We start from the raw sequence: 21,254 nt of genomic DNA on the forward strand, positions 1-21,254 counted from the left end.
TGTGCGAAGTCCCTCTGCGCGGTTCATGTGCGGATGTCCCCGCGCGCGGACCATTTGTCGAGCTGGGGCAGCCGGCCCAGCTTTCCGGGGTGCCAGGGCCCGGTTCCCGGGCTCTCGGAGGCCGTGAATCCGCGCCCCAGCTCGTCGCAGAGGTACTGGACGACGAAGCGGCCGGTGGACGCGGCGCGGATCAGGCCGCCCATGCCGACCCATTGGCCCGCCATGGAGAATCCGTGCAGGCCGGGCAGGCGCATGCGGTCCTTGCCGACCAGTTTGGCCGCGATGTCGTCGGCGTCGGAGAACGCCTTCCAGGCCAGGATGGAGCCGCCGTGGTTGCCGGTGTAGCGCCGGGTGGTCGCCGGGGTGGCGACGTCGACCAGTTCGATGCGCTCGCCGGTGCCCGGCATGCGGCGCTCCAGGAAGTCCCTCACGAATGCGGCGACTTGGCGCTTCTGGGCCCGGTAGTCCTTGCGGTCGGTGGCGCGCAGGTCCTTCCAGTACTCGAAGTCGCTGAAGTAGGTGCAGTGGATCACCGATCTTCCGGGTGGGGCGAATCCGTCCGAGTAGTCGGAGCGCAGCTGGACCACCACGCTGCTCTGCAGGGCGCCGGGGAGTCGTGCGGCGTCCTCGGGCGGGAGCAGGTAGGTGGTGCTGTGGGCGCGGTCGGGGCCCAGGTCGCCCTCGATCCCGACGAAGGCCGAGACCACGGCGGGGAACAGGGTGCCGGGGCGGTGCAGCAGTTCGTTGTACAGCTTGTCGACCCGCGGTCCGGTGTAGCGGCCCTGCAGCAGGCCGTGGATCGTGGTGTGGCCGTCGCAGGCCGAGACGACGTGGTCGGCGTAGTACCTTCTGCCGTTGCGCAGTTCGATCCCGACGGCTCGCCCGTCCTCGACCAGGATCCGTTCGGCCCGCGCCCGGTAGCTGATCTCCCCGCCGAGCGCGGTGTAGCGCTCCTCGATCGACCGGGCCAGGCCCAGTGAACCTCCTTGTGGGAAACCGGCGTTGTGGTGATGGGCGCCGGCCATGTTGAAAAGGTACGGGAGGAGCGGGAAGCCCTCGGGGTCCTGGAAGAAGATGTTGCGGAACGCCCGGCGCAGCAGCGGGTCCTGGAACCGGTCGGCGAATTCGTGCATCGGTGTCGCGGCGGTGCGCCAGAACAGGCGGAAGGCGGGCAGGACGGTGCGCAGCATCGACGCCCGTTCGCGCACGGTGCGCAGTGCGGGGGCGGTCAGGAACGGGTACAGCTCGATGTCGAGGAACCGGCGCAGGTCGCGGCAGAACGAGCGGATCGGCCGGGCGTCGGCGGGCGAGAGTTCGAGCAGGTGCTGCTCCAGGCGGTCCGGGTCGTTGTAGAAGACCACCGCCCGTCCGGTCTCGTCGACGACCCGGTTGAACATCTCGAAGTTGGTGATGCTCTTGCCGTCGAGCGCCCCCAGTTCGCGCCACACCTGGTTGGCCTCGTTGCCGGCGGCGGTGCCGATCAGCCATTCGATGCAGTAGTCGAAGATGTATCCGTCGCGCGACCAGGCCGTGCAGCAGCCGCCGGGCAGGACGTGTTTTTCGAAGATGCGGGAGCGCATCCCGTTCATCTGCGCGTAGCACCCGGTGGACATTCCGGCGACGCCCGCGCCGATCACGATGACGCGGGGACCGCCGTCCTTCCCTCCTTCCCGGGTGCTCCACGGGTCGGCCGTCTCATCGGACATCGCTCGCGCCCTCCTGGAGGATGCCGCGCACCAGCTCGGCGTTGTGTGTCGCGTGCTTGGGGTCGAGCATGTCGGCGTGGATGCCCGAGCCGCGCAGCACGGCCGTCGCCGTGGTCGAGCTGCCGTGCCAGGTGCCGCGTGCGCCGGCGGCGTAGAGTTCCGTCTTCTCCTCGTCCGTGACGACGCTGACGGTCGCGGTCACCTCGCCGAGGTTCGGTGTGCGGCCGCAGAAGGCCAGGTATTCCGCGGCGTGGTCGAGGGTCTCGCGGGCGACGGCGTCCGATCCGGTGTGTTTGCGCAGGTGTTCGGCGAGTTCGGTCTCGAAGACCGCGAGGTGTTCGTGGCCGGGTTCGTAGGGTTCGACGATGCGGTACGAGTCCAGCACGATCACGTGGGCGACCTGGCGTCCGCGGCCCTCGAGCTCCTTGGCCACTTCGAAGGCGAGGTTCCCGCCGAGCGAGTAGCCGAGCAGCAGGCACTTTCCCTCGGGCCGGTGTGACTCGACGAGGTCGGCGTAGCGGGTCACCTTGTCCGTGCCGGGGACGTAGTTGAAGGCGATGAGCCGGTACTCGGGGAGCCGGGCGGCGAACTCCCGGTAGACGAGGCCGTGGCCACCCGCGGGCGGGAAGCAGAACACGGTGGGTTCCCGGTCGCCGTTGAAGCTCAGGCAGGGCAGGTCGTCGGAGATTCCTCCGGTGGCGAGTCGTTCCACGGTCGCGGCCATGCCGTGCAGGGTGGTGACCCGGTACAGCAGGCTGACGGGAATGCCGACGCCGAATTCCTTGCGCAGCCGGTGGATGAGCTCGATCAGTTTGATCGAGCTGCCCCCGGCCTCGAAGAACTCGTGTGCCAGGCCGACCCGTTCCAGTCCGAGCAGTTCCTTCCAGTGCCGGGCCATGCTCACTTCGAACGGTGTGCGCAGCGTCTCCTCGGGCCCGTCGTCGGCGTCGGGCCGGGGTTCGGGCAGGGCAGCGAGGTCGATCTTCCCGTTGGCGGTCAGCGGCAGCCGCGGCAGGGCGGTGAAGTGCGTGGGAACCATGTAGGCGGGCAGCAGATCGGCGAGGTGCCGGCGCAGCGCGCGCCGGTCCAGCTCCGTGCCGGGTGCCGGTACGCAGTAGGCGCAGAGCATCTCCTCGCCCCGGGCGTCGGGGCGCACCGTGACGACCGCTCCGGCCAGTTCGGGCCATTGGGCGAGGTGGGCCTCGATCTCGCCGATCTCGATCCGGTGGCCGCGGAGCTTCACCTGGCTGTCGATGCGTCCGAGCAGGTGGATCCGTCCCTCGGCGTCCCAGCGGGCCGCGTCGCCGCTGCGGTAGAGGCGTTCGGGGACGGCGCCGGGTTCCCGGCTCAGGGTGCGGGTGACGAAGCGCCGGGCCGTCAGTTCCGGGTCGCCCGCGTAGCCGAGGGCGACGCCGTCGCCGCCGATCCACAGTTCGCCGGGCACGCCGGGCGGCACGGGTTCGCCGTGCCGGTCGAGCACGTGCAGTGTGCTGTTGCCCAGGGGGCGTCCGACGGGCACCGTCCGTCCGGGCTCCAGGTCGTCGAGGGGGCCTTCGAAGAAGGCGCTGTCGATGGTGGCCTCGGTGACCCCGTAGGAGTTGAGCAGGCGGGTGTCCGGCCCGCACAGCTCGCGCAGCCGCCGGTACTCCCCCGCCTTCCACACGTCGGAGCCGACGACCAGCAGGCGCATGAAGTCCAGCCGCCGCCCCTCGCGTTCGCAGTGGTCCATGAGGCCGCGGACGACGGCGGGGACGAATTCCGCGCAGTCGACGTGTTCCTCACGCATGGTGGTGTACAGGCGTTCGGTGTCGAAGAGCAGATCGCGGTCGACCAGGACCAGGCTGCCGCCCGAGCACAGGGCGCGCACCACGTCGCCGGTGAAGACGTCGAAGGAGGGGGCGGCCATCTGGAGGTGCACCCGCACGTCGTGGTCCAGCCGGTACTCGTCGTGCCAGGCCCCGTAGGCCGAGGCGAGGCTCCGGTGGCTCACCTGCACGGCCTTGGGGAGGCCGGTCGAGCCGGAGGTGTTGATGACGTACGCGGGTGTGTCGAGGCAGGTCTCGTCGTCGGGTTCCGCGGTTCTCGGCCCGTCCTCCCCGAGGGGCGCCTCGTGCAGTTCCCGCAGTGTCAGGGTCCGGGCCGGCAGCCCGGCCATCCGGTCCCGGCGGGCGTCGTCCTCGACGACGACGAGGGTGACGGCCGTGCTCCGTACCGTGTGGGCGGCGCGGTCGGCCGGGTGGTCGGGCGGGATCGGGAGGTACGCGGCACCGGCCTTGAGCACCGCGAGCAGGGCGACGACGAGGTCCGGCGACTTCTCCAGGCAGAGCGCCACCACCGAGCCGGTGCCCGCGCCGAGCCCTCGCAGCCGGCGGGCCAGTTCCTCGGACTTCCGGTCCAGTTCCGCGTACCGCATCCGGTGGGGTGCGCCGTGGCGGGCCGGAACCGTGAGGGCGACGGCGTCCGGGCGGCGGGCGGCCACCTCGCCGAACAGCCGGTGCACCGGGCGCGGGCGGCCCGTGCCGGGCTGTCGTGCCGCGGCGCGCCGGGCGCCGCTCCATTCGCCGACCAGCAGCTCGCGCTCCCGGGCGCCGAGCATCTCCAGCCGGCTGGTGGGGCGGTCGGCCGGTGCCGTGGTCATGCTGTCGAGCAGGGTGGTGTAGTGCGCCGCCATCCGCCGCATGGTCTCGGGCAGGAACAGGTCGGTGTTGTACTTCAGCACGCAGTGGAAGCGGTGTTCCGCCTCGTCCTCGTAGACGGAGAGTGTGACGTCGAACTGCCCTTCTTCTTCGGGGAGTTCGATGTACTGGAGCCGGTAGCCGTATTTCTCGGTGGCGACCTTGTGGGTGAGCAGGATGAACATCGCCTGGAACACCGCGGAGCGGCTCGGGTCGTGCTGGAGTCCGAGCTCGTCCACCAGCAGGACGAACGGGTACTCCTGGTTGTCCAGTCCGCCCAGCACGGTGCTCCGCACCTGTTGCAGTAGCTGGGCGACCGTCGGGTCGCCGGACAGGTCCGCGTGCAGCGGGAGCGGGTTGACGAAGTAGCCGTAGACGGAGGCGAAGTCCTGCTCGGTCCGGCCGGTCACCGGACTGCCCACGATGACCTGGTCCTGGCCCGAGTAGCGTTGCAGCAGCAGGTAGTAGGCGCTCAGCAGCACCATGAACGGGGTCACGTCGTGCTCGCGGGCCAGGTCGTGCACCCGGGCGCTGAGGCCGGTGTCCAGGACGAAGAACTCCGACGCCCCGTTGTGCGTCTGCACGGCGGGCCGGGGCTTGTCGACGGGCAGTTCCAGGGTCGGCACCTCGGCCGGCAGGTGCGCGCGCCAGTAATCGAGCATGCGCGGTGCCGCGGGTCCGGCCAGGAAGCGGTTCTGGGCGTTGAGGAAGTCGAGGTAGCGCGCGGTGACGGGCGGCAGCGAGGGTGCCTGCCCCTGGCGCAGCCCCTCGTACACCGCCAGGAGTTCCTCGATGAAGGTGAACGTCGAGATCGCGTCGGAGACGATGTGGTGGACCGCCTTCATGATCACCCAGCGGTCGGGGCCGCGCTTGAAGAGGCGGAAGCGGAACAGCCGGTCGTGCTCCAGGTCGTACGGCCTGCGGTATTCGGCCACGATCGTGCTGTGGATGTCCTCCCACTCCTGGTCCTGCACGTCGAACAGCGCGACGTCCGGTTCGGTGTCCGACGAGACCTGTTGCAGCGGGACGCCGTCCACCGTGAGGAAGTTGGTCCGCAGCGCGGGATGGCGGGCGACCATGCAGCGGACTGCCTCGAACATCAGGTCGGGGTCGAGCTCGACCCGGACCTCGACGGCGCCGCCGATGTTGTACGCGTAGCCGTCGGGGTTGAGCTGCCTGAGGAACCACAGGGCCTTCTGGTTCTGCGTCAGCGGGTGGCGCAGTTCGTCCTCGAACACCTCCACTTCGCCCGCGCCGTCCCCGCCCGCCTCGTGGGCCACCGCCTCGGCGAGGCCGTCGTGGAGCTGCTGGATCAGTTCGCCGACCGGGGTGCCGCTGAGCAGTGCCACCACCGGCGGGGCGACGCCGAGTTCGGTGCTGAGGCGGGCGCGCAGTTCCATCGCCAGGAGGGAGTCGAGCCCCAGTGCGTTGAGCCCTGCCTGCGGATCGATCCGTTCCGGGCCCGTCCGCAGCACCGAGGCGGTCAGGGCGGTGAACCGTCCGGCCACCAGCGCCAGGCGTTCCGTCGCGTCCGCCGCGCGGAAGACGTCGAGGATGCCCTCGCCCGTCCCGTCGGCCGTCCCGGCCGGGGCCGTCTTCGCCAGTTCGGCGACCAGTGCGGGCGGCGTCGCGTACCAGGCCAGGAACACCGGCCAGTCCACGACCGTCGCGACGAGCAGCTGGGGCCGGTCCTGGCCGATGACGCGTTCCAGGACCGCCATGCCGACGTCGGGGGCGAGCGAGCTCATCCCCCGGCTGTGGAGGTAGTGCCCGACGAGTCCCAGTTCCTCGATCATGCCGGTGGCCCACGGGCCCCAGTCCAGGCTCAGTCCCGGCAGGCCGAGTGCCCGGCGGTGCTGGGCCAGTGCGTCCAGGAAGGCGTTCCCCGCCGCGTAGTTGGTCTGGCCCGCCGTGGTCAGCAGCGAGGCGATCGAGGCGAACAGGACGAAGTGGTCCAGGGGTTCGTCGCGCAGATGGCGGTGCAGCAGGTACGCGCCGACGGCCTTGGGGTCGTGGGCGGCGGCGAACGTCTGCCGGTCCATGTCCGGGACGAGGGTGTCGCGGACCTGGCCCGCGAGGTGGAACACCCCGCGGATCGGCAGCGGGTCGGTGCTGCGGTGGGTCTCCAGCCAGGACGTGAACGCGGCCTCGTCGGTGATGTCGAGCGGTGCCAGGACCACCCGTGCCCCGAGCGCCTCCAGTTCCTTGACGAAGGCCGCGGCCCGGCCGGGGGCGCCGGCGGGGTCCAGGTCCCGCCAGGCGGAGCGCTCCGGCAGTACGGTGCGTCCGACCAGGATCAGGCTGCGCGCGCCGCGTCGGACGAGGGTCCGGCAGAGCAGCCGGCCGAGGGCCCCGAAGGCGCCGGTGACGAGGTAGTCGCCATCGGTGCGCAGGCGCAGCGGGAGCGGGTGGGTGAGCCCTTCGGCCTGCCGGATCCTGCTGGTGAGGCGATTCGCGCCGCGCAGCGCGATCTCCTCCTCGTCGTCGCTCAGCAGTTCCCGCAGCAGGGCGCGTGCCTCGGCGCGGTGTGCGTCCTCGCCCCGGGTGCCGGGGTCCAGGTCGATCAGTTTGCCGCGGTGGGAGGTCAGTTCCTGGTGCCTGAGCACCCGGCCGACGCCCCACGCGGGTGCGCCCAGGGGTTCGACCGTCTCGCCGGGTCCCACGGGCTGCGCGCCGCGGGTCACGATGTGCAGCCGGCCCGCCGCGCCGCGGCCCAGCAGCGTCCGGGCGAGCGCGATCAGTGAGTACGCCCCGGTCCCGCTGTGCCGTACGAGGTCCTGCGGGGTGGCTTCGGCCAGGTGCGGCCGGTCGAGGTTCCACAGGTGGACGACGGTGCCGACGGACGGTGTGCCCGGCTCGCCGTCCTCCGGGTCGGTCCCGCCGTCGTCCAGGTCCGTGAGGAGCCGTTCCAGGTCGGCGACGGAGTCCGGGACGACGGTGAACTCCCGGCCGTCGTCGCCCTTGCGGTACGTGTCTCCCGGGCGCACCAGGTGGCATCGTTCGCCGCGCTCGGTGAGCAGGGCGCTCAGGGCGTCGCCGACGCCCCGGCCGTCGGCGAACACGAGCCAGTCGCCGCCGGTGGAGACAGGAGGCCCGTCGGCGTCGGCCACGGCCGGGGCCACGTTCCCGCTCTCGTCCTCGTCCGGTGCGAAGGGCCGGTCGATCCAGACTGTTTCGGCGAGCCAGGAGTCGATCGTGCCGAGGCCGACCGCCGTGGACGCCTTCTCCACGTCGGCGGCGCGGAAGCCGTGGATGGTGCCGAGGGAAACGCCGTCGTCCGTGTGGACGGTCATGTCACCGACGAGTTCGTCCGCGTCGTCGCGGGTCACCGTCGCGTGCACCCAGATCGGCCGGTCTCCCACCGGGGCCAGGCACATCTCGTCGATCGACAGTGGCAGGCGGATGCCGGAGGGCGGCCCGTCCGGTGCCTCCCCGGTCCCGGTGTCGGCGAGTCGCGTCGCCAGCAACGACTGGAAGCAGGCGTCGAGCAGCACGGGGTGGATGTGGTGTCCGGCAGCGTCGTCGCCGATCGCCGCCGGCGGGCGGAGCCGGGCGAGCACCTCGCCGGAGCCGATCCACACCTCCTCGACGGCCCGGAACGCGGGGCCGTAGTGGTACCCCAGCGCGGCCAGTGCCGTATAGCAGTCCTCTCCGGTCAGCCTGCGCCGGGTCCGGGCCCGGAGGGCCTCGGCGTCGAGCGGGGGTCCGACCGGGCGCGGCTGTCCGGAGCGCACGACACCACTGGCGTGCACCGCCCGGTCGTTCCCGTCCTGCCCGGCCGAGGCGATCGTGAACGCCGCGTTCTGCGACGAGAGGGTCAGGCGCACGTCCCGGTCCTCGCCCTCGGGCAGGAACAGGGCCTTGCGGAACTCGATGTCCGTCAGCACGGCGTGGGTGCCGCCGGTCAGGGAGCGGACGGCCTGGGTGGCCATTTCCAGGTATCCGGCCGCCGGGAAGACCACGGTGGACTGGATGCGGTGGTCGTCGAGGTAGGGCAGTCGCTCGGTGTCCAGGGTGGCGTGCCAGGTGGGTTCGGTGTCCGTGGTACGACGGCCCAGCAGGGGGTGGTCCACCCGGCCGAGACGGACCTGGGCGACCGGCGCTGGCTCCGTCCAGTAGCGGTCGCGCCGCCACGGGTACCGGGGCAGGGGCACCGGGTTCCCCGCCGGGTGGAGGGTGTCCCAGGCGATGGGGACGCCGAGGTTGTGGAGTTCCGCCAGTGAGGTGGCGAACCGTTCCGGTTCGTTCTCCTGGCGGCGGATCGACGGCAGGGTCCGGACGGTCGTACCCCGGTTCTCCAGGCACTCGCGGATGGAGTGGGCGAGCACCGGATGCGGACCGATCTCCAGGAACAGCCCGTAGCCGTCGTCGGCGAGCCGGTCGACCGCGGAGCGGAAGCGGACCCGGTCGCGGACGTTCCTCCACCAGTAGTCCGCGTCCAGTTCGGTGCCGTGCGCCGTGCCCTCCTGTCCGGTCAGGTAGACCGGTACCGTCGCGGCCCGGGGGGTGATGCCGTCCAGCGAGGCCAGCAGTTCGTCCTTGATCGACTCCATGCCCACGCTGTGGTACGGCACCTCCACCGTCAGAAACTTGGCGAAAACCTGCTCCGCTTCCAGCTCCCCGGCCAGTTCGGCCAGTGCGTCCCGGTCCCCGGCCAGGGTGACCGCCGAGGGGCTGTTGACCGCCGCCACGGAGACCCGGTCGCCGTAGGCGGCCACTCGGCGCTGGGCCTCCTCCTCGGGCAGGCTCACGGCGAGCATGGTTCCGGTTCCCGTCAGTTTCTGCTGGAGCCGGCTGCGGTGCAGCACGATCCTGACCGCGTCCTCCAGGGTGTAGACCCCCGCCTCGTAGAAGGCGGCTGCCTCACCGGTGCTGTGGCCGACCACGGCATCGGGCCGCACGCCGTGGTGACGCCACATGGCCGCCAGTCCCACCTGTACGGCGAAGTTGGCGGGCTGGGCGAGCCAGGTCTCGCCCATGCGCGAGCCGGGCTCGTCGGCGGTCATCTCCTCGATCAGGGACCAGCCAGCGATCGAGCGGACGGCCCGGTCGCAGCGGGTGACGGCCTCCCGGAACACCTCGTCGCTCTCGAACAGTTGGCGCCCCATGCCCCACCACTGCGGTCCCATTCCGGTGAAGACCCAGACCAGGCCGCGTTGTTCGGTGTCGAGCCGTCTGCCGTGGGTGACGCCGGGGTGCGGTTCGCCACGGAGGAACGCGGCGAGCCTCTCGTCCAGTTCGGCCCGCGAGGAGTACACGACGGAGAGCCGCGACTCCAGGTGCTGGCGGCGCCGGGCCAGTGTGTGGCCGAGGTCGGGCAGCGACACCTCGGTGCCGTTCTCCCCCGCCAGTTCGCGGCGGATTCCTGCTGCCACCTCCGGCAGGGCTTCCGGGGTACGGGCGGTCAGCGGAAGGATGTTCCAGGCCCGTTCGCCGGGCGTGTCCGGCCGTACGTCGCGTACGGGTGCCTCCTCCAGCACGATGTGCGCGTTGGTGCCGCCGAAGCCGAACGAGTTCACCCCGGCCCGTGCGGGGCCCTCGTGCTCGGGCCATCGGGTCGGCTCGACCGGGATGCGGTACGGGGAGGTTTCCTGGTCGATGGCGGGGTTGACCCGGTCCAGGTTGATGTGGGGCGGGATGAGGCGGTGCTTGAGGCAGAGCACGGTCTTGATCAGTCCGGCGATGCCCGCCGCCGCTTCGGTGTGTCCGATGTTCGCCTTGACGGAGCCCACGTAGCAGGCGGAGTCCGGCCTGCGGCCCTCGGCCAGTGCCCGGCCCAGGGCGTTCGCCTCGATCGGGTCGCCGACGGGTGTGGAGGTGCCGTGCGCCTCCACGTACTGGAGGTCGCCGGGCGTGATGCCGGCCTCGCCGCAGACGCGCCGGACGAGGGAGACCTGGGCGTCCGCGTTGGGCACGGTGATGCCGTTGGTCCGGCCGTCCTGGTTGACCCCCGTGCCGAGGATCACCGCGTGGATCGGATCGCCGTCGCGCAGGGCGTCGTCCAGGCGCTTGAGGGCGACGATTCCCACACCCTCGGCCCGTACGTAGCCGTTGGCCGCGGCATCGAACGCGCGCGAGCGGCCGTCGGGGGACAGGAATCCGCCCTTCGTCTCGGCGATGGTGTATTGCGGCGCCATGTGCAGCAGCACTCCGCCGGCCAGTGCGAGGTCGGTCTCCCGTTTGTTGAGGCTCTGGCAGGCGAGGTGCACCGCCACCAGGGAGGAGCTGCACGCGGTGTCGATCGACAGGCTGGGGCCGCGGAAGTCGAAGCAGTACGAGAGACGGTTCGAGACCATCGTCATCATGGTGCCGGTGGCGGTGTGGGAGGCCAGCGATGAGAATCCCAGGTCGGAGAATTGGAGGATCTTGTAGTCCAGGGTGAACGCCCCGACGAACACGGCGGTGTTGCTGCCCGCGAGTTCCTCCGGCCGCTGGCCGCCGTCCTCCAGTGCCTCCCAGGCGACCTCCAGCAGTTTGCGCTGCTGGGGGTCCATGTGGTCCGCCTCGCGCGGGCTGATGCCGAAGAAGGCGGGGTCGAATTCGTCGAAACCGTCGATGTATCCGCCCCGGCCGCCGATCAACCGCCCGGGTTTCTCCTTGTGCCGGCTGCCGAGCGTGCCGACGTCGTAGCGGTCCGACGGTGTCGGTGTGATGCAGTCCTTGCCCTCCATGAGGTTCTGCCAGTACGTACGGGGGTCCGACGCACCGCCGGGCAGGCGGCAGCCCATGCCGATGATCGCCACTTTGTCGCTCACAGAGGCACTGTTCACGTCGGGCAAGGTCGTACTCCTCAAGTCATGGCGCCGCGGCACGGCACGGCACGGCACGGATACAAGAAGAAGGGGCAGGAGAGGCGGTACGGATTTCCGGGCACTGCGGTGCCCCGCGGCCGGGCGGCTCCGGGGAGCCGTGCGGCCGCGCACCGGTGTCGTTCCGGATCCGTGCGCTTTCCCGTGGGAGGGGGCGGTTCAGGAAGAACCGGCTCCGCCCCTCTTCGCACGGCGCAGGGGGTGGAGAAGGCTGGCGACGATCTCCCCGGTGCGGGGGAACGTCGCGGGGTCGCCGAGTCCGACGGCGACCGGTTCGCGGCCGGGCCGCCAGGTGTAGCTGTCGAAGGCGTGGTCCCAGATCGACAGATCGGAGCCGTAGTGGCCCGCCTCGGACAGGTCGGTGCTGTGGTGCAACCGGTGCTGTTCGGGGCTGGCGAACACATGGTTGAGCCGGCCGATACGTATGTCGATATTGGCGTGGACGAAATATCCCTGGGCGGCCACGAAGAGCCCGACGACGAATACGGATTCACGGGAGAAACCGACCAGCGCCAGAGCCAGTTGAACAAACCCTTGGGCAAGGACGATGTCAAGGACATGATTGACGCCATTATTGGCGACATTGACCTTTTCCGGCACGTGATGCACGCCGTGGAATCGCCAGAGTATCGCATTGGTGTGACCGAATCGATGGACCAGATAACTGGCGAGTGAACCGGTCAGCAATGCCCCGGGTATTTCCGCCCAGAGATTGAGCATCGGCTCGTCCGGCGACACCAGGGAAACCGTCGTGGAGACCATGTACTGCGCGAAGGCGCTGCCCGCCATCGTCAGCAGGAAGTAGACGCCGTACCAACGCCATTCCCTGGGGTTCGGATGCCAGGCACGCCGGTACGGAATCAGGCGTTCGAGAGCGGTGAGATACGTGATGACGCCGATCAGGAAGAGCGGGCTCACCCGATCGGGGTCCCAGTCGAGACACAGTGCCGCGGCGGCCACCGAAACCGTGGCCGTGAGCAGGAGCGGGTACCCCGACACACGCAGGACGGCGCGCGTCGACCGCAGGGACTCCCCCGCCCCGCGGGCGGGACCGGACTCCGCTTCCGGATCACCGCCGGGCAGCGGTTCACGATTTTCCACTCACAGCACCTTTACGAAAGGAACCAGCACAGAACGGCGCACGGATCAGGAAGGAGACAGCCTTCCGCCGCCCCGGGACATGCCGGAACAGCGCGTCGACCGCCACCCGCCACGCGCGAATGAATCTTGAACTTCCTGGATGGCACGAGCCGCCTTGCGGTCCCGTGGGCCCGAGTGCGACTGCCGGGCGAACCCGCCCTACTAACTTTTCCCCACTCACCGGACTCAACCGTCGAATTCAAGCCTCGCGCCGGCGCTCCGGGGCAGCCGTGGCGAGAATTGTCACCCCGCTCGATTCCCTCTTGAATGGATTACATACGAACGGTTAATCATGAACCATTGCACCCATCATGAATATGATCGTTAATAATACTGATCTGATTTTTATTTTCGGTTCACGATTTCCCTCCACCGCGCCGGACCGACGGCCGTGCCGGACCGACGGTCGCGTCAGGCCGGGGGCAGCACACGACGGGCGCGTGCACATGAGTCTCGCCCGCGTCGATGAGCCGTACGGTGCGGCCCGCGCGGCCGAGCAGCCGGACGCCGACGGCACGCTCCAGTTGCCCGATCCGCCGGGAGAGGGTCGGCTGGGAGATGCACGGGCCCTCTGCAGCACGGCTGAAGTCGGTGCGCCCGGCGACGACGAGCAGACAGCGCAGGTGACGGGGTCCGGGGCCACGACCAAACCATAGATGTCATCGATAGCAATCATGGTTACCACGTCTTGGACACTATAGACACAGGTCGTGCATGGTGGATCTCGTCAGCCTCACCGGCCGGCAGATTCCGAAGGGAGTGACCATGCACGATCTGAGCGAGGGCATCGCGCGTTTCCAGCAGGACGTCTTCCCGGCCAAGGCGGAGCTCTTCGCCCGTCTGGCCGTTGCCCACCGGCCCACCACGCTGTTCATCGGCTGTTCCGACGCCCGCGTGGTGCCGGAGCTGATCACCCAGAGCGAGCCGGGCGAGCTGTTCGTCATCCGCACGGCGGGGAACCTCGTTCCCGCCCACACCCCCGGACCGGACGGTGTGGCGGCCAGCATCGAGTACGCGGTCGCCGTCCTCGGCGTCACGGACATCGTGGTGTGCGGGCACTCCGCCTGCGGCGCGATGACCGCCCTCGCCGAGCACCACGACCTCAGCGACGCTCCCGCGATCGCCGACTGGCTGCGGCACGCGGACGCCTCCGTGGCCCGTACCACCGCCGTCGAGGCCGGGACCGCGAAAGTGGCGGCGCTGGTGCGCGAGAACGTGCTCAGTCAGCTGGCGAACCTGGCCACCCATCCCTCGGTGTCGCGGGCCACGACAACCGGCGCGCTCACCCTGCACGGCTGGGTCTACGACATCGCCACCGGCACCGTCGACCGGCTCGGCACCGTCGGCCGGCCGACGACCCTCACCGCCTGATCGCTCCCCCGGCGCGGCTCCCGCCCTGAGCCCCCGAGAACCCGCCGTTCCCTCCCCTCCGGCGAACGGCACACCCCCGAAAGGAAACCCCTCCCATGGTGCACGCCCAGTTCGACGCCACCGCCCGCCAGGAGCTCGCCGCCAAGGCCGTCGCGGCCAAGACGCGCAAGGACGTCTCGTGGCAGCAGATCGCCGACGCCGCAGGGCTCTCGGTCGCCTTCGTCACCGCCGCCGTGCTCGGCCAGCACCCGCTGCCCAAGGGCTCGGCCGAGGCCGTCGCCGAGCTCCTGGGCCTGGACGAGGACGACACGTTGCTGCTGCAGACCATCCCGACCCGCGGTTCCATTCCCGGCGGCATCCCCACCGACCCGACGATCTACCGCTTCTACGAGATGCTCCAGGTCTACGGCACCACGCTGAAGGCCCTGGTCCACGAGCAGTTCGGGGACGGCATCATCAGCGCGATCAACTTCAAGCTGGACGTCAAGAAGGTCGCCGACCCCGAGGGCGGCGAGCGCGCGGTGATCACCCTGGACGGCAAGTACCTGCCGACCAAGCCCTTCTGACCCGGCCCGCCCGACAGGCCGCGGGGCGGTCCGTGCCGACGGCGTCGCCGGACCGCCCCGCCCTCCCTCGGGCGCCCCGGCGCCCGCCCCTCCCGGAAGGAAATCCCGTGGACTTCGCACAGCGCACCATCGGCCTCGCCCGACGCAACGTCGACGAGGGCGGCCGGCCGTTCGCGACCGTCGTCGTCAAGGACGGCAGAATCCTGGCCGAGTCGGCGAACAAGGTCGCCCAGACCGGCGATCCGACCGCGCACGCCGAGATCCTCGCCATCCGCGAGGCGTGCCGGAAGCTGGGCACCGAGCACCTGACCGGCACCACCATCTACGTACTGGCCCACCCCTGCCCGATGTGCCTCGGCTCCCTCTATTACTGCTCGCCCGACGGGGTCGTCTTCCTCACCACCCGCGAGGAGTACGAACCCCACTACGTGGACGACCGCAAGTACTTCGAACTCGGCAATTTCTACGAGGAGTTCGCCAAGAACTGGGACGAGCGGCGGCTCCCGATGCGCCATGAGCCGCACGAGGGCGCGGTCGACGTCTACCGGGCGTGGCAGGAGCGCAACGGCGGCGAGCGCCGCGTGGCGGGCGCCCCGACGGCCTGAGCCCCGGGCCCGGCGGGCGCGCCGGGCCCGTTCAGGCGGTCAGGGGCCGGTCTCCCGGGGCGATGGGCGCCGGCAGCACCGTGGAACCGGTCAGACAGCGGTCCACGGCGGCAGCGGCGGACCGCCCCTCCGCGATGGCCCACACCACGAGGGACGGACCGCGTCCCGCGTCCCCGGCGACGAAGAGCCCGTGCGCCCCGGCGCCGGACGGTGCCGTCGCCCCGGCCGCGAAACCCGCGTCCCGGGCGAAGTTCCCCCGGTCGTCCAGGGCGAGGCCGAGCTGCCGCACCAGTCCCGTGCCGCGTTCGGGGCCGTGGAAGCCGAGGGCGAGCAGGACCAGGTCCGCCGGGATGCCGTGTTCGGTCCCCGGGCGCGGGGTCCTGGCCCCGGGCTCCACCTCCGCGAGGCGCAGCGCGCGCACCCGGCCGGTCCGGTCCCCCTCGAAGCGAAGGGTGACCGAGGAGAAGACCCGGGGGTCCGCGCCCTCCCGCCCCCGGGCCTCCTCATGGGCATGGGAGATCCGGTAGACCTTCGGGTGCACGGGCCAGGGCTCGGTGTCCCGCCGGTTCTCCCCCGGCTCCGGGTTGATGTCCAACTGCACCACGGAGGCGGCTCCTTGGCGCAGGGCGGTACCCAGGCAGTCCGAGCCGGTGTCCCCGCCGCCGACCACGACCACGTGTCTGCCCTCGGCGCTGACGCCCGGCGAGGGGCGGTCGCCCTCGGCGACCCGGTTGGCCAGGGTCAGGTAGTCCATCGCCTGGTGGATACCGCTCAGTTCGCGCCCGGGGACGGGCAGGTCCCGCCGCTCCCCCGCACCGACGGCGACGACGACCGCGTCGTGCCGCGCGGCGAGTTCGGCGGCATCGAGGTCGACTCCGACGTCCACACCCGTGCGGAACTCGGTGCCCTCGGCCCGCATCTGCTCGATGCGCCGGTCCAGGTGGCGCTTTTCCAGCTTGAACGCGGGGACGCCGTAGCGCAGCAGCCCGCCGATGCGGTCGGCGCGCTCGTAGACGGCGACGGTGTGGCCGGCGCGGGTGAGCTGCTGTGCCGCGGCCAGGCCGGCGGGGCCGGAGCCGACGACAGCGACGGTCCTCCCGCTGAGCCGGCCGGGCGGGCACGGTGCGGCGTACCCGCGCTCCCAGATCTGGTCGGCTATCGCCTGCTCCACGTTCTTGATGGTCACCGGCGCCGCGTTGATGGTCAGCACACAGGCGTCCTCGCACGGTGCGGGGCAGAGCCGCCCGGTGAACTCCGGGAAGTTGTTCGTCGCGTGCAGCCGCTCGGCCGCCGCCCGCCAGTCCTCCCGTCTCGCGTACGCGTTCCACTCGGGGACGAGGTTTCCCAGCGGACAGCCGTGGTGGCAGAACGGCAGGCCGCAGTCCATGCAGCGCCCGGCCTGCTCGGAGACGAGGGGAAGCGTCGCCTGCCCCGCGTAGACCTCGCCCCAGTCGCCGAGGCGCTCCCTGACGGGGCGTGCCGGGACGGGCCGGCGGGGGAACTCGAGGAAGCCGTAGGGGTCGGTCATGCGCCGCCTCCCTCGCCCACTCACGGTGCACAGGAGTTTTTTGTCAGCGTACGCCTGCTTCGCCCGAGAACACCCCCCTTGCCTCGGGACTCTTCCTCGGCCCGGGGGGGCTTCCCCTTGGTATGGACACGACCAATCGCCCTGACTAGTCTCGAAGTTGGTCTAGACCTAGTGGGTGGGGTGAGCCCCCCACTCGTCTCGCAGCGCCCCCACACCTCCCTCAGGAGCGAAGCATGCGCAGAAGGATCACCTCGTTACTGCTCGGGCTCGGCATCGCCGGAGCCTCCCTCCTCGCCACCACCGGCAGTGCCCAGAGCCATGGCTACACCGATTCCCCCATCAGCCGTCAGCAGCTCTGCGGCAACGGCACCGTGCGCAACTGCGGCCAGATCCAGTGGGAGCCGCCGAGCGTCGAGGGCCCGAAGGGCTTCCCCGCCCGCGGCCCGGTCGACGGCACCATCTGCGCGGGCGGCAACGGCCGGTTCTCCGAGTTGGACGACCCGCGCGGCGGCGCCTGGCCCGCGACGCAGGTCACCGGTGGGCAGAGCTACACCTTCCGCTGGCGGATCACCGCCCGGCACGCCACGACCGACTTCCGCTACTACATCACCAAGGACGGTTACGACCCCACCCGGCCCCTCACCCGGGCCGACCTGGAGCCGCAGCCGTTCCTGACCGTGCCCTTCGGCGGCCGGCTGCCGGGTTCCACGGTGACCCATGACGGGGTCCTGCCGCAGAAATCGGGCAAGCACCTGATCCTCGGGGTCTGGACGATCGCCGACACCGGCAACGCCTTCTACGCCTGCTCGGACGTGACCTTCTGAGTCCGGCCCGCTCCTGCCCCGGGTCGGCGGGCCCGTCCGCGGGGTCCGCCGGCCCGGGGCGACGCGTCCCGGGCCGGTGTCGGCCACGGGGCAGGGGCTATTGTTCCTCCAGTCGTCGGCGGCCCGCTCCGCGCGGCCCCGCGCATCGTGCCGGTCCGCCGGTCATTCGGCCCCGGCGAGGCGGGGCTGCGGCTGGACGGTCACGAGGGCGATCCCGCCGCAGCACGCCGTGAGGAGCAGCAGTTCGGCGGGCGAGGGGGCAGGGGCCGTGCCCAGCGCCCAGTCGCCGAGGCGCACGGTGAAGGGGACGGCCAGTTGCACCGCGGCCGTGAAGACCGGGCCGCGGAGCAGGATCAGCCGGTGCTGCACGAGGTAGGCGGGCGCGTAGACGGCGGCGCCCAGCACCACGATGCCGCCGATCGCGGCCGGTGTCGGCGGGTGGGCGATCAGGGCGGGCAGGGCCATCGGGAGCAGCAGGCAGGTGGCCGCCGCGAGGAGCACGGGCAGTACGGCGAGCGGCGGCAGCCCCGCCAGCCGCTTGCGGTACAGGAACCCGTACACCGCGAAGGCCGTGGTCGCCGCTGCCACCAGCAGCAGCCCGGCCCCGTCGGCGTCGCCCGCGTCCGCGCCGAGCGCCGCGTACCCGGCTGCCGCGGCGCAGGCGAGTACCGCCCCCGCCGCCTTGCGCGCCCCGGAGCGTTCGCCGAAGAACAGCGTGCCGACCGCCACCGACGCGCACGGCATCAGCGCGACGACGAGGTTGGTGAGCGAAGTGCCGATGCGCGGGATGGCGAGCAGGGTCCCGGCCGCGTACCCGGCGAAGCCGAGCAGGCCCAGCAGCCATACGGTGCCCGGCCGGGCGGCGGCCCGGCGCAGGTCGGCCCGGCCCTCGGCGGTGGAGGCGGCGACGGCGGCGAGTACCGCGCAGCACACCGCGGTACGGCCCACGGCGACGATCAGCGGATCGGTCCCGGTGACCAGGGCGCCCGAGAGCAGCCAGGTTCCGGCGAGCAGGAGGACGAGGACGGCGGGCATCGCGTGGCCATTTCGTGGGTGGCGGCAGGAGAGCGGGACCGCCCGCCCGTCGGCATCGTAGGCGTCGCCCGCCGTACGCCCGGAGCCGGCCGGTCGCGCCCCGGTGCCGCGCCGCTGCTTCCCGGCAGGGCGGGCATGCACGCCCGCGGGGCCCGACCGCCACCGGCCGGGCCCCGCTTCGTTACGGCTCGACGGGGCCCGCCCCGTCCGGAGGTCAGGGCTGCGCGTCCTCCGGGATGCTGACCGTCCAGTGGGTCTCCTTGCGGGGCCGCAGGTAGAACGCCCAGTAGAGCGTGGCGACCGCGGTGATCCCGCCGGTCCACAGCAGGTACTCGGTCTCCTGCTGGGTCAGGATGTACGCGAGCACGACGATCAGCAGTACGGGGATCGCGGGCCACAGCGGCATGCGCCAGGCCGGTGCCTCGCGGTGCGGGCCCCGGCGGCAGAGCAGGGCCGCTACGGCGACCAGCAGGTACATGGCGGTGACGGAGACGCCCGTGACGCCGTACAGGGTGTCCAGGTTGACGAAGCACAGGGCCGCCCCGGGCACGCCGACGATCAGGGTCGCGACCCAGGGGGAGCCGAACCGGCCGAGCCGGGACAGGGCGTGGTTGACCGGCGCGGGCCAGGCCTTGTCGCGGGCGGAGGCGAACAGCACCCGCGAGTTCTGAATGACCATCACGATGCCCGCGTTGATGATGGCGAGGGCGACGCAGAGGCTGACGAAGGTACCGACGGCCGAGTTGGACCAGGCGGCGACCATGGTGTTGAGGTCGCCGGAGGTCAGCGCCTCCAGGTCCGGTGCGCCCAGGGTGATGGCGATGACGGGGACGAGGATGACGGCCGTGGAGATGGCGAGGGTGGCGAGCACGGTACGGGCGACGTTGCGCCGCGGGTTCTCCAGCTCCTCGGAGAGGTAGACGGCCGTGGAGAAGCCCTGTGTGATGAAGAGGGCGATCGCGAGCCCGGAGATCACCATCATGGCGGTGACGGTCGACGTGCCGCCGTCCGACGAGGCGACCGATCCCTGCGCCAGCGCGGAGACGCCGCGCTCGGAGTGCGCGAAGCCGAGCAGGGCGACGACGGCCGCCGCGATCACTTCGAGGACGAGGAAGATCCCGGTGATCCACGCGTTGGCGCGCAGGTCCAGGAGGCCGGCGAGGGTGGCTAGGAGCATGACGCCGGCGCCCGCGACGGGGGCGGGGATGTGCACGACGGGCGCGAGGTAGTCGGCGGTCCCCATGGCGATGACCGGGGGCACGATCATCACGACCAGCAGCGAGAGCACGAAGACCAGCCACCCGGCCAGCCGTCCCGCCATCGTCGACACCATGGCGTACTCACCGCCGGCGCTCGGGATGAGGGTGCCGAGCTCCGAGTAGCAGAAGGCGACCGCGATGCAGAGCAGCGAGCCGATGGCGATGGTGAGGGCGGTGTACGTGCCGAGGCTGGAGAACAGGTCCGGTACGACCACGAAAAGGGTCGAGGCGGGCGTCACGCAGGAGAGCGTGAGCAGTGTTCCGCCCACGACGCCGATGGAACGCTTGAGCTTCTGTGGGGTGGGGCCGGTCGCTGGGGCGAGCGCCTGGGGAGCGCTGAGCGTGTCGGTCATCGTGCGGTTCCGATCAAGCAGGGGTGGTGTGCGAGCGCGGGAGCGGTATCGCCTCCAGACGAGGACGTGATGAGTGGTTTTCGGCGCTCCCAGCGCGACATGCAATCCTGACGAGTTCCGCAGGTCAATAGCTGTTCACCTTCGGAATTCGTTGTTCATGAGCAACGATCCGACGTTTTCGCGTTAACAGCGCTTCTTCCTCCGGGGATCGGCGGGTGCGGGAACCGCAGCCGTCCCGGCAGGAATGTTTCGCTCGTATCCGAATACCGGAACACGGGACGGGCCCGGGGGCGCGGGGCGCGACGGCCCGCGGGTCGCGCATCCGCCGTCCTGGTGTCAGCCTGGAGTCATGGCTTGGGCGTCGTGGACGACTCGTGGGGTGTTCTCCGGGCGCGGTGGCGTGCTCACGGACGAGGCCGGTGTCCTGTCCGGGGACCTGACCATTCATACGACCTGGGCGGACGACACGGCCCAGATCACCGTGCAGTACACCGGTGCGACCGACTGGTTCACCATGTCGGGCAGCCCCGTGCCGTGCTGTTCGGAGAAGGACAGCCGGCACCTCCACGAGACGGCGGTGCGGGCGGTCCGGGAGGGCGGGGCCGCGACCGTTCCCGTGCCACCGGTCAGGGAACCGGGACGGACGACGGAGAACCTCCAGGACTGACCTCGGGCACGTCGGTCCTCCAGGGCAGGCACGTCGGCTCTCCCCGGCGGGCGCGTGGGCCCGGCCGTGCCCCGGTCGCCGTACGGCTCAGGGGGCCACGAGGCCGCCGCCCGCTCCGGGTGTCCGCAGTGCCGCGGCGACCAGTCCCGCGATCTCACCCCTCGGCACGTCCCCGCCGCCCACCAGCCGGTCGAAGACCAGCCCGTCCACGCAGGCCAGCAGGGTGAGGGTGCGCCCCTCGGCGTCCGCCACGCCCCGCGCGTCCAGGAACTCCCGCACGGTCTCCCGTGCCGCGTTCCGGCGGGGTACGAGGATCTCGCGCAGCTCCGGGTGGCGCACACTCTCGACCGCGCACGCGTAACGGGCGAGCGAGCGCCGCCGCCCCTCCCCGGTGAGCCGTCCCGCGACGAACGCGGCGAGTCCGTCCGTGAGTTCGCCGGGGGTCCTCGGCACCGGCGTCCGCTCCCCCGCCGCCTGCAACTCCGCCTGGTCCCGCTCGACGAGCCGCCGGACGAGCCCGGCGAGCAGAGCCCTGCGCGTACGGAAGTAGGCCGAGGTGGTGCCCGCAGGAAGGTCCGCCGCCCGGTCCACGGCACGGTGGGTCAGTCCGCGCATCCCCTCGTCGGCCAGCACCTCGATGGCGGCGTCGGCGAGAACGGTGCGTCGATCGGTGCTCATCCCCTCTTTCTACACCTGTAGAGGCGGCGTAGTACCCT

General features: G+C 71.2%; 13 protein-coding genes. 5 read left to right on the forward strand and 8 right to left on the reverse strand.

What is annotated here, in order from left to right; translation table 11 throughout:
- Positions 1 to 23: 23 nt before the first annotated feature.
- The 4 genes from ACWCXX_RS25120 to ACWCXX_RS25135 all read right to left on the reverse strand — a co-directional run bounded on the left by ACWCXX_RS25120 (position 24) and on the right by ACWCXX_RS25135 (position 12,953).
- A complete protein-coding gene (locus ACWCXX_RS25120) occupies positions 24 to 1,706 on the reverse strand; it encodes a phytoene desaturase family protein (protein ID WP_451130861.1) in 1,683 nt (560 codons plus the stop codon).
- Entirely contained in the window at positions 1,696 to 11,160 is a 9,465-nt protein-coding gene (locus ACWCXX_RS25125) for a non-ribosomal peptide synthetase/type I polyketide synthase (protein ID WP_451130863.1), read from the reverse strand. The genes ACWCXX_RS25120 and ACWCXX_RS25125 overlap by 11 nt, the downstream gene beginning before the upstream one ends.
- Positions 11,161 to 11,349: 189 nt before the next feature.
- Positions 11,350 to 12,291 carry a sterol desaturase family protein gene (locus ACWCXX_RS25130; RefSeq protein ID WP_451130865.1) on the reverse strand — a complete coding sequence of 314 codons (942 nt, stop codon included), beginning with the start codon at positions 12,289 to 12,291 and terminating at the stop codon, positions 11,350 to 11,352.
- A 395-nt stretch (positions 12,292 to 12,686) separates the two neighbouring features.
- Positions 12,687 to 12,953, reverse strand: coding sequence for a LysR family transcriptional regulator (locus tag ACWCXX_RS25135; protein WP_451130972.1), 267 nt, complete (start codon positions 12,951 to 12,953; stop codon positions 12,687 to 12,689).
- Positions 12,954 to 13,095: 142 nt separating this feature from the next.
- Here ACWCXX_RS25135 and ACWCXX_RS25140 point away from each other — a divergent pair, with 142 nt between their 5' ends.
- The 3 genes from ACWCXX_RS25140 to ACWCXX_RS25150 all read left to right on the forward strand — a co-directional run bounded on the left by ACWCXX_RS25140 (position 13,096) and on the right by ACWCXX_RS25150 (position 14,872).
- Positions 13,096 to 13,701, forward strand: a complete 606-nt coding sequence (locus ACWCXX_RS25140) for a carbonic anhydrase (RefSeq protein ID WP_451130867.1) — start codon at positions 13,096 to 13,098, stop codon at positions 13,699 to 13,701.
- A 95-nt stretch (positions 13,702 to 13,796) separates the two neighbouring features.
- Positions 13,797 to 14,267: a cyanase gene (cynS, locus tag ACWCXX_RS25145; RefSeq protein WP_451130869.1), complete on the forward strand. Its 471-nt coding sequence runs from the start codon at positions 13,797 to 13,799 to the stop codon at positions 14,265 to 14,267.
- Positions 14,268 to 14,374: 107 nt separating this feature from the next.
- Positions 14,375 to 14,872 carry a nucleoside deaminase gene (locus ACWCXX_RS25150; protein WP_451130871.1) on the forward strand — a complete coding sequence of 166 codons (498 nt, stop codon included), beginning with the start codon at positions 14,375 to 14,377 and terminating at the stop codon, positions 14,870 to 14,872.
- Positions 14,873 to 14,903: 31 nt separating this feature from the next.
- Here ACWCXX_RS25150 and ACWCXX_RS25155 read toward each other — a convergent pair whose 3' ends face one another.
- Complete coding sequence (locus ACWCXX_RS25155) at positions 14,904 to 16,400, reverse strand: glutamate synthase subunit beta (RefSeq protein WP_451130873.1); 1,497 nt, start codon at positions 16,398 to 16,400, stop codon at positions 14,904 to 14,906.
- A 233-nt stretch (positions 16,401 to 16,633) separates the two neighbouring features.
- On the opposite strand from ACWCXX_RS25155, the gene ACWCXX_RS25160 reads away from it, so the two are divergent.
- Complete coding sequence (locus ACWCXX_RS25160) at positions 16,634 to 17,224, forward strand: lytic polysaccharide monooxygenase auxiliary activity family 9 protein (protein WP_451130875.1); 591 nt, start codon at positions 16,634 to 16,636, stop codon at positions 17,222 to 17,224.
- Between the two features lie 162 nt (positions 17,225 to 17,386).
- On the opposite strand, the gene ACWCXX_RS25165 is transcribed toward ACWCXX_RS25160, so the two are convergent.
- Positions 17,387 to 18,259, reverse strand: coding sequence for an EamA family transporter (locus ACWCXX_RS25165; protein WP_451130877.1), 873 nt, complete (start codon positions 18,257 to 18,259; stop codon positions 17,387 to 17,389).
- A 214-nt stretch (positions 18,260 to 18,473) separates the two neighbouring features.
- Positions 18,474 to 19,871, reverse strand: a complete 1,398-nt coding sequence (locus ACWCXX_RS25170; RefSeq protein ID WP_451130879.1) for an APC family permease — start codon at positions 19,869 to 19,871, stop codon at positions 18,474 to 18,476.
- Between the two features lie 349 nt (positions 19,872 to 20,220).
- On the opposite strand from ACWCXX_RS25170, the gene ACWCXX_RS25175 reads away from it, so the two are divergent.
- Positions 20,221 to 20,538, forward strand: a complete 318-nt coding sequence (locus ACWCXX_RS25175; RefSeq protein ID WP_451130881.1) for a hypothetical protein — start codon at positions 20,221 to 20,223, stop codon at positions 20,536 to 20,538.
- A gap of 87 nt (positions 20,539 to 20,625) precedes the next feature.
- Here ACWCXX_RS25175 and ACWCXX_RS25180 read toward each other — a convergent pair whose 3' ends face one another.
- Positions 20,626 to 21,216, reverse strand: a complete 591-nt coding sequence (locus ACWCXX_RS25180; protein WP_451130883.1) for a TetR/AcrR family transcriptional regulator — start codon at positions 21,214 to 21,216, stop codon at positions 20,626 to 20,628.
- Positions 21,217 to 21,254 lie beyond the last annotated feature (38 nt).

The organism is Streptomyces sp. NPDC001732, from assembly GCF_053596315.1.

What these genes read in the sequence shown, in the direction of transcription:
- cynS (WP_451130869.1), top strand. Translation starts at nt 13,797, where the DNA reads ATGGTGCACGCCCAGTTCGACGCCACCGCCCGCCAGGAGCTCGCCGCC.
- ACWCXX_RS25155 (WP_451130873.1), bottom strand. Translation starts at nt 16,400, where the DNA reads ATGACCGACCCCTACGGCTTCCTCGAGTTCCCCCGCCGGCCCGTCCCG.
- ACWCXX_RS25165 (WP_451130877.1), bottom strand. Translation starts at nt 18,259, where the DNA reads ATGCCCGCCGTCCTCGTCCTCCTGCTCGCCGGAACCTGGCTGCTCTCG.
- ACWCXX_RS25180 (WP_451130883.1), bottom strand. Translation starts at nt 21,216, where the DNA reads ATGAGCACCGATCGACGCACCGTTCTCGCCGACGCCGCCATCGAGGTG.
- ACWCXX_RS25175 (WP_451130881.1), top strand. Translation starts at nt 20,221, where the DNA reads ATGGCTTGGGCGTCGTGGACGACTCGTGGGGTGTTCTCCGGGCGCGGT.
- ACWCXX_RS25160 (WP_451130875.1), top strand. Translation starts at nt 16,634, where the DNA reads ATGCGCAGAAGGATCACCTCGTTACTGCTCGGGCTCGGCATCGCCGGA.
- ACWCXX_RS25170 (WP_451130879.1), bottom strand. Translation starts at nt 19,871, where the DNA reads ATGACCGACACGCTCAGCGCTCCCCAGGCGCTCGCCCCAGCGACCGGC.
- ACWCXX_RS25140 (WP_451130867.1), top strand. Translation starts at nt 13,096, where the DNA reads ATGCACGATCTGAGCGAGGGCATCGCGCGTTTCCAGCAGGACGTCTTC.
- ACWCXX_RS25120 (WP_451130861.1), bottom strand. Translation starts at nt 1,706, where the DNA reads ATGTCCGATGAGACGGCCGACCCGTGGAGCACCCGGGAAGGAGGGAAG.